The sequence below is a fragment of the Pseudomonas sichuanensis genome, assembly GCF_003231305.1.
In the GTDB taxonomy this organism is placed as follows: domain Bacteria; phylum Pseudomonadota; class Gammaproteobacteria; order Pseudomonadales; family Pseudomonadaceae; genus Aquipseudomonas; species Aquipseudomonas sichuanensis.
Genome location: NZ_QKVM01000030.1, coordinates 12,312 through 24,749 on the forward strand (window position 1 = coordinate 12,312; position 12,438 = coordinate 24,749).

The following is a 12,438-nucleotide window of genomic DNA, read 5'->3' on the forward strand; positions in this document are numbered from 1 at the left end:
ATTCACCAGACCAGCTTTTTCAAAGCCCCCCTCGTTACCCCGCACATTTGCTTGTATGGTGTTGTCCAAGAAGGATGTTTTACCCGCACAGGAACGACTTAGATGCCCCAACGCAATGTCATCAACGCCTCCGTCAGCCCCAAAGGCAGCCTGGAGACCCTGTCGCAACGTGAAGTCCAGCAACTGAGCGAAGTCGGTACCGGCAGCCTCTACACCCTGTTCCGCCAGTGCGCCCTGGCAATCCTCAATACCGGCGCCCATGTCGACAATGCCAAGACCATCCTCGAGGCCTACAAGGACTTCGAGGTGCGCATTCATCAGCAGGACCGCGGCGTGCGCCTCGAGCTGCTCAACGCCCCGGCCGATGCCTTCGTCGATGGCGAGATGATCGCCAGCACCCGCGAAATGCTGTTCAGCGCCCTGCGCGACATCGTCTACACCGAAAGCGAACTGGCCAGCCAGCGCATCGACCTGGAGAGCTCCCAAGGCCTCACCGACTACGTCTTCCACCTGCTGCGCAACGCGCGCACCCTGCGCCCGGGCGTCGAGCCGAAAATGGTCGTGTGCTGGGGCGGCCACTCGATCAGCAGCGAGGAATACCAGTACACCAAGAAGGTCGGCCACGAGCTGGGCCTGCGCAAGCTGGACATCTGCACCGGCTGCGGCCCGGGCGTGATGAAAGGCCCGATGAAAGGCGCCACCATCGCCCACGCCAAGCAACGCATGCACGGCAGCCGTTACCTGGGCCTGACCGAACCGGGCATCATCGCCGCCGAGGCACCCAACCCGATCGTCAACGAGCTGGTGATCCTGCCGGACATCGAGAAACGTCTTGAAGCCTTCGTCCGCGTCGGCCACGGCATCATCATCTTCCCCGGCGGCGCCGGCACCGCCGAGGAGTTCCTCTACCTGCTCGGCATCCTCATGCACCCGGACAACCACGAGCTGCCCTTCCCGGTCATCCTCACCGGGCCGCGCAGCGCCGAGGCGTTCCTGCTGCAACTGCACGCCTTCGTCGGCGCCACCCTCGGCGAAGCCGCGCAACGCCACTACCAGATCATCATCGACGACCCGGCCGAGGTGGCCCGGCAGATGGTCGAAGGGCTCAAGGCGGTCAAGCAGTTCCGCCGCGAGCGCAACGATGCGTTCCACTTCAACTGGCTGCTGAAGATCGCCGAAGGCTTCCAGCACCCGTTCGACCCCACCCATGAAAACATGGCCAACCTGGCCCTGCGCCGCGACCTGCCGCCCCATGAACTGGCCGCCAACCTGCGCCGGGCCTTCTCCGGCATCGTCGCCGGCAACGTCAAGGACAAAGGCATCCGCCTGATCGAAGAACACGGGCCGTACCAGATCCGCGGCGACGCGGCGATCCTCGACCCGCTGGGCCGCCTGCTGCAGGCGTTCGTCGATCAGCACCGGATGAAACTGCCGGGCGGCGCGGCCTATGTGCCGTGCTACCAGGTGGTGAGCTGAACAACCCCGGGGCCGCGCAAGCGGCCCCGACTGCATTCGGGCCAGGTTCCCTGGCGCAGATGAATTTTTCTTAAATCGCCGTTTGTCTATTCTTTGGCACAATCAGTCATCCCCTTTGCGCCCAGGAACCCGCATGCCACGCGTACTGACCATTGAAGACGACGCCGTCACCGGCCAGGAAATCGTCGCCGAACTCTCCAGCCATGGCCTTGACGTGGACTGGGCCGACAATGGCCGCGAGGGCCTGGCCAAAGCCATTGCCGGCGGCTACGACCTGATCACCCTGGACCGCATGCTGCCGGAGGTGGACGGCCTGACCATCGTCACAACCCTGCGCAACCTGAAGATCGCCACCCCCATCCTGATGATCAGCGCCCTGTCCGATGTCGACGAACGGGTGCGCGGCCTGCGTGCCGGCGGCGACGACTACCTGACCAAGCCCTTCGCCTCCGACGAGATGGCCGCCCGGGTCGAAGTGCTGCTGCGCCGCAACAGCACGCCCATGACCCAGACCCGCCTGACGGTGGCCGACCTGGAGCTGGACCTGATCAGCCACGAAGCGCGCCGCGGCGAGCAGGCGCTGAACCTGCTGCCCACCGAATACAAGCTGCTGGAATACCTGATGCGCCACGCCGGCCAGGTGATCACCCGGATGATGATCTTCGAGGAGGTCTGGGGTTACCACTTCGACCCGGGGACCAACCTGATCGACGTGCACATCGGCCGCCTGCGCAAGAAGATCGACTCCCCCGGCCAGACCCCGCTGATCCGTACCGTGCGGGGCTCCGGCTATGCCATTGCCGAACCCGTCTAAGGGCTGGAGCTCGTCGACCAGCCGCCTGCTGGCGCTGTACAGCTTCCTCTTCGTGGCCTGGAGCAGCATCCTCATGGGGGTGCTGTACTTCGAGGTCTCCAGCTACCTGAACAAACTCACCCGCCACTCGATGATGCAGCGCCAGCACCTGTTCGCCCACATGAGCGGCAAGCAGCTGGACGACGCGCTGATCGCAAGCCAGGCCTTCGAGGAACGCAGCTTCGACGCCTACGGCCTGTTCGACCCGCAACTCAACCCGATCGGCGGGCGCATCCGCAGCATCCCGCCGGAGCTGGGCCTGGACGGCAAGATCCATGAGCTCAAGCGCTGCCTCGACGCCGATGACCCACACCTGCCGCGCGACAGCTGCGACGCCGTGGCGATCCGCGTGCAGGACGGCCGCTGGCTGGTGCTGGTGCGCGACAACGGCTCGCTGTTCGTGGTCACCCGGATCATCCTGCATGCGCTGCTGTGGGGCATCTCGCTGACCCTGATCCCGGGCTTTGCCGGCTGGTACCTGCTGCGCCGCCGCCCGCTCAAGCGCATCCGCGCGATCCAGGCCCAGGCCGATCTGATCGTGGCCGGCGACCTGACCCACCGCCTGCCCCTGTCAGCCCGCCGCGACGAACTGGACATGCTGGCCGCCATCGTCAACGCCATGCTCGACCGCATCGAGCGCTTGATGCATGAAGTGAAAGGCGTGTGCGACAACATCGCCCACGACCTGCGCACCCCGCTGACACGTCTGCGCGCCCAGCTCTATCGCATCCGCCAGCAGAGCGGCGCCGGCTCGCCCGAGGGGGAAGCGCTGGACCAGGCGATCGGTGAGACCGACACCCTGATGGCGCGTTTTCGCGGCTTGCTGCGCATCAGCGAACTGGAAGACCGCCAGCGCCGCGCCGGCTTCGTCCAGCTCGACCCGCACGCGCTGCTGGTGGAGCTGCACGATTTCTACCTGCCACTGGCCGAAGACGGCGGCATTCGCCTGAGCCTTGAGCAACCCGCGCAGCTGGCTGCGCTGCATGGCGACCGCGAATTGCTGTTCGAGGCCCTGGCCAACCTGGTGGGCAACGCCATCAAGTTCACCCCTGAAGGCGGCGCGGTGCGCATTGCTGCGAGCCAGGATGAACAGGGTGTGCATATCGCCGTCGAGGACAGTGGCCCCGGCATCCCTGCGGATGAACGCGAGGCTGTGCTCAAACGCTTCTACCGCAGCGAGGAAGGCCACCGCCACGCGGGCTTCGGCCTGGGGCTGTCAATCGTCGCAGCGATCGTCGATCTGCATGGGTTTGGCTTGCAAGTGGATGCCAGCCCCTTGGGCGGTGCCAGGTTGGTGCTGCATTGCCCGTTGGCGGGGCCTGCGAAATAGCGCCGCTGCTCAGTGTGAGCTGACTTTTGACTTAAGACCGGATCGGGATCGGGTTCAGGCTCTCGGGATTTCCTGGAGAGCCTAGAACTCCACCTTGCCCCGACCTGCCTTGACAGTACTGCGCCTGGCTTTACCTTCGAGGCGGCGGGTCTTCGAGCCGAGGGTCGGCTTGGTGGGGCGGCGCTTCTTCTCGGTCTTGCCGGCAGCGATGATCAACTCGGCAAGGCGCGTCAGTGCGTCAGCGCGGTTCTGCTCCTGGGTGCGGTACTGTTGGGCCTTGATGATCAGCACGCCGTCGCCGGTGATGCGACTGTCACGCAGCGCCAGCAGCCGCTCCTTGTAAAACTCGGGCAGCGACGAGGCGGAAATGTCGAAGCGCAGGTGCACGGCGCTGGACACCTTGTTGACATTCTGCCCACCTGCGCCTTGCGCGCGGATGTATGTCAGTTCGATCTCGGCATCTGGCAGATGCACGTTATTGGAGATGGTCAGCATGGCATGGCCCTTGTGATTGCCCCCCATTATCACAGCCTTCGCCGCTCGCCCACAGGACAAAACTCGCTTGACCTCGACCACACTGATCGAAACGCCCTGCTGCGCCATTGCCAATTCTGCAACCTGGAGCGTGATCGACAGACTCGTCAGGCACCGGTAAAGACACCTTGCCCATCAAGCAGCCCGCCGCACCCACCGAAACACCTGTTCCACCAGCAACAGGTTCACCAGCGCCAGGGCGATCAGACTGTACAGCACCCCATACGCCCCCAGGTGCTCGAACAGATACCCACCCACCAACGGCGTCAACGCCTGGCCAATCAGCGCCGGCCGCGACATGCGCCCCATCAGCAGCACGTATTGCGTCGGCGGCAGCATGGCCAACGGCAACAACCCCCGCACGATGGCGCGCAGGCCATTGCCACAACCAAAGATCAACAGGCCAATCGCCGTCGCCGCCGGGGCCAGCGTCACCAGCAGCAACCCCACCAGTACCAGGCCGGTCCACGCCAGCGCGGTCCACACCGGGTGCCGCCGGCCCACCAGGATCTGCAGCAGCCGTGACGCCACCTGGCTCGGCCCGAGCATCGCCGCCAGGCCAATGGCCGCTGCCAGCGAATGCCCCATGCCCTGGAGCACCGAAACCAGCTGCACGGCAATCGCCGTCATGATGATCGCGCCGATGGCGAATATCGTCGTCAGCAGCAGGTACAAGCGCCGGTCGATGCCCTCGCCCGCCTCGCCGGCCTGTGCCTTGCGCTCGGCAAGCTGACCACCGGGCGGCAGCACCTTCCAGTACAGCGGCGCCACCACCAGCAACAGCACCACTGCATACAGCACACAGGCCTGGCGCCAGCCCAGCTGTTCGATCATAAGCGCCACGGTGGGCCAGGACAGCGTCGAGGCAAAACCTGCGATCAGCGTCACCCCGGTGATCGCACGGCCCGCGCCCTCGGCGTACAGCGCACCGAGCGTGGCGAACAGCGCTTCGTACAAGCCCATGGCCATGCCCACGCCGATCACCGCCCAGGCCAGCAAAAACACCCCCAGGTTGGGGCTGGCGGCCATCAGCAACAACCCAAGCGCCACCACCGCGCCGCTGGCAGCCAACTGCGGGCGCCCGCCGTAACGGGCGATCAGGCGGCTGGACAGCGGCGCCAACAGTGCCGAGACCAGCAGGCTCAGCGACAGCGCGCCATACACCCACTGGCTGGGCCAGCCGGTATCGCGGCTGATCGGTGCGGCCATCACCGCCATCAGGAAGAACGAGCCGCCCCAGACCAGGATTTGCAGGACACCGAGCCAGACGATGGCGAGGTTGGAGGGAGATTTGACGGTGGAATTCACGGTGTAGCCTGTGTTGAAACAGAGATGTTTGGCGCCCATCGCGGGCTATGGGGGTGGTATCGCACCGCGGTGGGGCTGGCGCTGGGAACGCATTCTAAATGTATTTGCCTCGCAGTCGGGCAATCGCTTCGAACGGCTTAGGCTTCACTTCGGTGTGCCATAGCGGATCCTGGTCGAAGTCGTACTCGCGCTGGTTCCAGTCCGGCACCTTATGCAGCCGGATCGGGCTTTTGCGTTGGGCCTGAGTCACGACCACAAAGCTGCCGGCTCATACAGATAATGCACCGTGTGCCCGGTGTCGCCTTCATCGAGAGGCGGTGAGCTTTCCCAGGCCAGGGTTTCGCCGTCCCAGCCGAACTGGGGGAGACGCAGCCGAGTTCAAGCTGACGCCTGGCCCGTTGGAGGTGGTTCCAACCGGCGCCCGCCTCGGGGCGCTCCCAGAAATGCGCTACCGAATGTTTGTGCAGGCGCTGGCCCAAAGCGTCGAAATTGTAGTCAGTCTTGAGCACGCCAGGAAACACTCTGCCTAGTTGTCACTCTGAGCTACCGTTCTCGAAATGGAAGTGTTATTGAGCCGCAGACAAAAAACCCTGATTAAAAGCAGGGGGGCTTTTTATCATCTCTTATACGAAACTGCCCGTTTTTTACCGCCCAATCGTATACGAAAAATCCACCGGAATACTGGGCGAGCACTCCAGCCAATTAATTATTCTTATGCACAGCCCTGCATCGGAAAACGCGATAAATACGCCTGATGGAAATTTACTTTCCGGCCCCATGGAAATCCAAACAACCTTCACGCCAAACCTTTGAAACCTTATTGAATAAGTGAACATCGAATACTCCAAACCTCATAGCCCGCACCGCAAAATAGCGCATATTCGAATTAACTCTTCATTACAGGACTTATCAAAGAACCCACTCTCAATAAATATAAAAATCTCAGCAAGACCACAAGACGCAAAAATTGTTTTTACCCTATTCATTTCGTTAGAGCCCTCGCTAGACTGATCGTCTACCAGACACTGACGAAGTGCATTACCGGCCTCGCTCGGGCATATGAAAATCTTGAGCACCAATGTCGAGCCATGGCGATCATCAAACTGCGTAAATGCAATAGCGGTAAGCTCGATTTTCTTCTGATTATTCCTAGAGAGCGCATGCAGGGCATTAAGTAGAAAGAAGGCAAACACCAGAAGTAAGTCTGATATATTTTCTTCCTTCAGGATTTTATTTAGCTTTTTATCCTGCTGTCGCGTGAAATCAGTGGAAGCTCTTCGAAGTCATCGAATTCCCAAAGCAGTTCACCAAGGTCAGCACTTGACTTCTTCTTTATGATTTTCTTGTATATTTTAGTAGATTCATTTGCTTATTTTTTAGTCTTCCCTATTTAGCCATTCAATTGTTTTTCTGCTGAAAGCGACGTCGCCTTACCTGATGCGAATCTGGGTGTCTTGCAGCCATTCGCGCTGGATTACTCATGCAGCGCGATACTTCTCGGGACCGCCGCTGACACCCCTATTCATTGCACGCATGCTGAGTCCCGATCAAGATTCAATCCGAGCGCCTTACATTGCTCAGCCAAGGTTTTTCTAAGGTCACGCATGAACTTTATATAGTCTGACCTGCTTATGTCCAATAGAAATAAATCCTCCCCTCCCCAGAGTCTAACTACCACACTCTCGTGGCCATCAATTTTCACAAGCCCTACAAAATCACCATCAAAACCCTCCACTCCAATAGGTAGATAGGAATTTCTTATATCCGCCTCGGCTTCTTGCACCTTGGCTTTCAGCTGATCGACAGTCATCTGTATGGGCTCGCTAACTTTTGCTCGTTCAAACAAGTCATTGAGGGCGCCATATAGAGCTCCGGCCAGCATTAGCTGACCATAGTCACCGACTGTCACATCGCCGAAAATTAAACAGCATTGCGTGAAGCAAACACTTCCATCATCGGATTTGAATGTGTCAATTTTGGCCTTGAGTTCAACCATTTTTCTTAATTCCGCATATGCAGTCTTTTTTCATACCTGCAAATCTCCGATCAACCTCTGGAGGTGGTTTGACTCCTCGGTTTTGAACCGAATCTCCGTTCCAGTGAACCTTTCCATCATTGCTGTTGCCGAATCGATGGATAACGCCTTTTTCATCCATGGCGTACCAATGAAGCCCATCCTTGTCAGGGATCGCTTTTTTATAAAGGTCTTCCGCATTTTTTGGAATTATGGAGGTCTTGCCCCCGCCACCTCGGAACTTACCGGACGCTGGATTATGATGCCCGGGATCTTCATATGTCGGTTTCGGTCCATGGTAGCGTCCTGCTTTCGGCTGGCGAGCCAATCCCAGAGGATCAATCCACTCTATAGCATTAGGTGCATAGACGAATAGGTTCAATCCACCGGTATAGCTGATTGGATCTTTGCTAATGAACCTTCCCGCGACTGCGTCGTAATAGCGATGCCGGTTGTAGTGCAGCCCCGTCTCATGATCATGGTACTGCCCCTGGAAACGCAGCGGGTTGCCCAGGCCATGCTGTTTGGCCCACGCCGAGCGCTCCTCACGCACTTCGCCCCAGGCCTTGTACTGTCCCGTCCAAGCGACATTGCCCTGCTCGTCGGTGAGTTCCATCGGTGTGCCGAGGTGATCGCACTGGTACCAGGCAATAGCGTCAAACGCCTGTGGTTTCACCTCGGTGTGCCACAACGGATCCTGATCGAAGTCATACTCGCGCTGACTCCAGTCCGGCACCTTGTGCAGCCGGATCGGGCTCTTGCGTAGCGCCTGAGCCACCGGCACGAAGCTGTCCGGCTCATACAGGTAATGCACGGTGCGGCCCGTGTCGCCTTCATCACGCGGCGGTGAGCTCTCCCATGCCAGGGTGTCGCCATCCCAACCGAACAAGGTAAAGCCACAGTCGAGTTCGCGCTGACGCTTGGCCCGCTGCAGCTGGTTCCAACCGGTGCCCGCCTCGGGGCGATCCCAGAAATGCGCCACCGAATGCTTGTGCAGGCGACGGCCCAGGGCGTCGTAGCTGTAGTCGACCTTGAGCTTGTCGTCGTTGTAGCTGGCCAGCCGGTCGAACAGGTCCCAGGTGAAGTGGGCATGGGCACCGTTGTGCAGGCGGTGGATCAGGTTGCCGCGTTCGTCGTATTTGTAGTGGGTCCCGGCGTACTCGCGCAACAGGTTGTCCATCAGCTTGTTGCGACGCGGGTCCGCTTCCAGAGGCCGGTTCAGCTCCTGGGTTTTCTGATCCAGCAGGTTACCCGCCGGGTCGAAGGCGAAAGTCTCCACGCCAAGACGGCTAGTGGCCTGCAACAGGCGGCCGACCGGGTCGTACTGGTACTCCAACGGACCACGACGGCTGTCGTGGATATTGGTCAACTGGCCGGCGCCGTCGTAGCGGTACTGACGCTTGAGCAACGTGGACTGGCCGTCATGGCTGCCCAGCAGTTGCTCTTGCAAACGACCGGCCGGGTCCCAAGCCTGGGTTTGCATCAGCTTGTTGCCCTGATGCCGCACCACCTCGCGGTGCAGGTCATCGCGCTCGTAGGCCAGCATTTCGTGCTGGTCGAGGGTCATGCCGAGCAGGTGGCCGCTGCCGTAGGTCAGCCAGCTGACCTTGTGACCATCCGGGCGGATGGTGGCGGTGCGCTGGTTGAGCGCGTCGTACTCGTGCTGCCACACCGCAACCATCGGCGTGCCGGTGGCCAAGTAGTGTTGGTGCTCGCGGGTCAGGTTGCCCGCCTCGTCGAAGAACCATTGCAGCTTGCTGGCAGCGTTCACCGCTTGAACCAGTTGCCCATTGCCGTCGTAGGCAAAGGTTTCGCTCTGGCTTTGATCGCCCAGGCGGGCCGTACGCTCACTCAATCGGCCCATGGGGTCGAAGGTCAGTTCGATACGGCGCTGGCCAACCTGAGTCGAGGCGAGGCGGCCGCCGTGCGGGTCGTACTGGTAACGGGTGACCAGGCCTTCGAAGCCGGTCTCTTGCAGCAGCCGGCCCACCGGGTCGTAGAGGAAAGTGGCCTTGCTCGCGTTCTCGTTTTCCAACCCGATCAAGCGGCCGAGCTTGTCCCAGCGATAACGCAAGGTGTGCTCGTTGGCATCGACACGTTCACTCAGCAGGCCGACAGCGTTGTAAGTCCAGGTGGTGCAGCGATCAAGCGCATCGACATGGGCCAACAGGCGGCCTTCGGCATCGTAGTGGAAGCGCTCTTCAGTCTTGTCGGGATGAGTGACCTTGGCCAGTTGCCCGGTTTGGTACTCGTAGGCGGTCGTGTGGCCCGCCGCATCGGTGAAGTCGATCAGTTGGCCGAAGGCGTTGTAGGTCCACTGGCTGCGCTTACCCGAGCAGTCGGTGTACTCAAGCAACTGCCCGGCGTCGTTGTAGGCGAGTGTCTTTTCGTTGCCCAGCGCATCCTTGATCGCCTTGACCAACCCGGCCGGGGTGTAGGCGAACTCAGTCTTGTTGCCCAGCGGGTCGACGCTTTCGACCAGGTTGCCGCGCTCGTCATAGTCGCGTAGCCACAAGCCACCCTCGGCATCGCGCAGTTTGATCGGCTGGTCGTGATCGTCGTAGGCGTAGTGCACCGTGCTGTGGTCGGCGCGGATGTGCTGCAGCAGGTTGCTGCGCTCATCGTAGGTGTAGCGGTCCTGGCTGCCGTCGGGGTGGACGTGGCGGATGACGTTCTTGCGCGGGTCGCGGAACAGCCATTCCTCGCGGCCGTCCGGGTGGATCAGGCGGTAGGTGTAGCCCAGGGCGTCGTAGTAGTGCCAGGTCTGCTGGCCGTGGGCGTCGGTGACACAGGTCAGGCGGATGTTCGGGTCCCAGGCCAGGCGGGTCTCGAAGCTGCCGTCGTCGGCCCATTCATGGATGGCCTTGGCGTGCGGGCCGATGCCGTCCCATTCGAGGTTGATGCCGCGCCCGGTGCGGTCGGTGTAGCGGGTCAGCAGATGGTGCTGGTATTGATACTGCCAAGCAGCGCCGTGCTCGTCCTGGGCGGCGATCAGGTCGCCGTGGGTGTCGTAGTGGTAGGCGCACAGCTGGCGCAGCGGCGTGCCATCGAGCACCTGCCACAGGCCCTGGATATGCCCATGGTCGTCGAGCAGGGTGCCCAATTGCAGATGGACTTTTTCGGGATCGTTGTCGGAGTAGGTGTTGATATCCGACAGCACCGGCCGGCCATTGAACCGGTGCTCGTAGTGCAGCATTGCCCCGGCGCCGCTGCGCAGCTGGATATGCGTCAGGTAGAAGCGGTCACCCTCGCGGGCATAGGTTTCGCGGCGGTCCAGGCCTCGCAGCAACATCAATTGCTGCTCGGCGGTGCGCACCAGGCTGAAGTACTCGATCGGGTCATGGTGCGGGTTGCCGACCTTGGGCAGCGGGTAGTCGTGGCTGCGGCCGTCGCTATCGTGGAACACCACACCCTTTTCCACGACATCGATGCAGGTGGTGAACTCGGTGATCCAGCGGGCGCCGAGGCTGCCGTCATCCAGCTTGGCCAGCCGCGAGTTGTACACCCGTGTCCAATTGACCGGGAACGGCCCAGGCAGACTGAAATCCTGGTGGGCCAGCGTCTCGTCGCCAAGCACGTGGCCAATGCTGAACCCGGTGCAGGCGCAGGGGCCGTTCTTCTCGGGCTTGGGCTGCTTGTTGGCGCGGCCCTGGCGGCGGGCAACTTCGGTCGGCCCTTCGCTGCGGATCAGCCTGGCTTGCGCAGTGGCGTTGGGTTTGAGGTTGATCGCCACTCGGCGGCTTGGCGGATGGGCCTGCACAGTCTGCAGCAGCTGGGTCAACAGCCAGGCGATGCTGTGCGGCCGTTCGGCCTGACCGAGGGCAGCCAGCTGCTTGGGCACGGCTTCGGCCAAGCGTTCAAGGGTGGCGATCAGTGGCTTGAACAAGGCCTCGAGCTCGCCGCTGAAATGCCCGGCGACGCTGTTGTAGGCCTGTTTGAAGGTGCCTTCGGCGGCGTTGCCCAACGCCGCCAGGGCCAGCAACCAGGCATCCGCTTCCAGCGCCGAGTCGTACAGGGCCACCTGGGCCAGTTGCTGGCGGGCCGTGCGCCGGCTGGCCTGGACGTCCAGCCGACCCTTGGCGAGGTCGTCGAGGGCGCGGGCCAACTGGCGAAGCAGCGCCTGGGCGAGGTCACTGGCCTGGGCGAGCATTTCTGGCAAGTGCTGCAGCGCCCCGCTGACGAAGTTATCCAGCTCGCCGCGGATGCTGGCGTGCAGGTGGCCTTCGAGGATTTCCAGCAGCACTGCGTCGAGGCGCGCGCCAGGGCGGCGGCGCAGGGTCTGGCGGGTCAGTTGCAGCACCGGGCGCAACACCCGGCGGGGGATGGCCATGCCCGGCGGGAAGGGCACCACGCCAATCAGGTTGATACCCAGGCTGGCCCACAGCAGCGGGTCGCTGCCAGGGTGCTCGACCAACTCGATGAGGTCAGCCAGCACATCCACCGCGGCCAGGGCGTTGGCAACGATAGGGGTGTTTTCACCGAGGTTGCGCAGGGTCTGCAAGTCGAGGAGGCCGCCGCTGATGCCGTGCAGCCAGTCGTTGACAGCAGCGGCGGCGAGGCCGAGGTCCTCGCTGAGCAAGGTTTCGAGAGGGGCAATGGCGAGCTCGACGTCGTGCTCGGTGAGGGTGGTCATGGGGCTAGCCTTCCTGGCCATGGCTTGGGAAGGCGAAATGATGGTGAGGAGATAGCCCCCCTGTATGTCGGGGCGCACCGCGGCATCGACAGGAAAGGGATGAGCTAGCGGTACGGTAAATCTTGCGAAATGACCCGTTGATCAAACAGGGTGTTCATTGCCGCAAGGACTAACGGTTGTCCGACACTTCGGCATGACCCGAATCGATGGCTCGATGCGCCTGACCATGCGCCATCATCGATACCACCACCGCTCATATCATTGCCCGTGATAATAACCTTCGCTGCGTT

7 protein-coding genes and 1 pseudogene are annotated in these 12,438 nt (G+C 61.6%); 3 read left to right on the top strand and 5 right to left on the bottom strand.

Translation table 11 applies throughout. From position 1 onward, the window contains the following. Positions 1–102: 102 nt before the first annotated feature. From ppnN to DM373_RS16530, 3 genes are all read left to right on the top strand, one after another. Complete coding sequence (ppnN, locus tag DM373_RS16520) at positions 103–1,476, top strand: nucleotide 5'-monophosphate nucleosidase PpnN (protein WP_110994604.1); 1,374 nt, start codon at positions 103–105, stop codon at positions 1,474–1,476. A 133-nt stretch (positions 1,477–1,609) separates the two neighbouring features. Continuing rightward, on the top strand, positions 1,610–2,290 hold the full coding sequence (locus DM373_RS16525) for a response regulator transcription factor (protein ID WP_110994605.1): 681 nt from the start codon (positions 1,610–1,612) through the stop codon (positions 2,288–2,290). Next, positions 2,268–3,659: a sensor histidine kinase gene (locus DM373_RS16530; protein WP_110994606.1), complete on the top strand. Its 1,392-nt coding sequence runs from the start codon at positions 2,268–2,270 to the stop codon at positions 3,657–3,659. Before DM373_RS16525 ends, DM373_RS16530 begins: the two co-directional genes overlap by 23 nt. An 81-nt stretch (positions 3,660–3,740) precedes the next feature. Here the strand turns inward: DM373_RS16530 and arfB are convergent, their stop codons facing one another. The 5 genes and pseudogenes from arfB to DM373_RS16550 form a co-directional block, all read right to left on the bottom strand. After that, positions 3,741–4,154, bottom strand: a complete 414-nt coding sequence (arfB, locus tag DM373_RS16535) for an alternative ribosome rescue aminoacyl-tRNA hydrolase ArfB (RefSeq protein ID WP_110994651.1) — start codon at positions 4,152–4,154, stop codon at positions 3,741–3,743. Positions 4,155–4,328: 174 nt separating this feature from the next. Next, positions 4,329–5,501, bottom strand: a complete 1,173-nt coding sequence (locus DM373_RS16540) for an MFS transporter (RefSeq protein WP_279630475.1) — start codon at positions 5,499–5,501, stop codon at positions 4,329–4,331. Between the two features lie 118 nt (positions 5,502–5,619). Continuing rightward, a pseudogene (locus tag DM373_RS29720) lies at positions 5,620–6,007 on the bottom strand (hypothetical protein); the annotation flags it as partial. A 1,016-nt stretch (positions 6,008–7,023) separates the two neighbouring features. Further along, on the bottom strand, positions 7,024–7,497 hold the full coding sequence (locus DM373_RS16545) for a hypothetical protein (RefSeq protein WP_110994608.1): 474 nt from the start codon (positions 7,495–7,497) through the stop codon (positions 7,024–7,026). Then, positions 7,490–12,148, bottom strand: a complete 4,659-nt coding sequence (locus tag DM373_RS16550; RefSeq protein WP_110994609.1) for an RHS repeat-associated core domain-containing protein — start codon at positions 12,146–12,148, stop codon at positions 7,490–7,492. The genes DM373_RS16545 and DM373_RS16550 overlap by 8 nt, the downstream gene beginning before the upstream one ends. Between the last annotated feature and the right edge of the window lie 290 nt (positions 12,149–12,438).

Coding starts and splice junctions, on each gene's coding strand:
- arfB (WP_110994651.1), bottom strand. CDS start 4,154: ATGCTGACCATCTCCAATAACGTGCATCTGCCAGATGCCGAGATCGAA.
- ppnN (WP_110994604.1), top strand. CDS start 103: ATGCCCCAACGCAATGTCATCAACGCCTCCGTCAGCCCCAAAGGCAGC.
- DM373_RS16545 (WP_110994608.1), bottom strand. CDS start 7,497: ATGGTTGAACTCAAGGCCAAAATTGACACATTCAAATCCGATGATGGA.
- DM373_RS16525 (WP_110994605.1), top strand. CDS start 1,610: ATGCCACGCGTACTGACCATTGAAGACGACGCCGTCACCGGCCAGGAA.
- DM373_RS16530 (WP_110994606.1), top strand. CDS start 2,268: ATGCCATTGCCGAACCCGTCTAAGGGCTGGAGCTCGTCGACCAGCCGC.
- DM373_RS16550 (WP_110994609.1), bottom strand. CDS start 12,148: ATGACCACCCTCACCGAGCACGACGTCGAGCTCGCCATTGCCCCTCTC.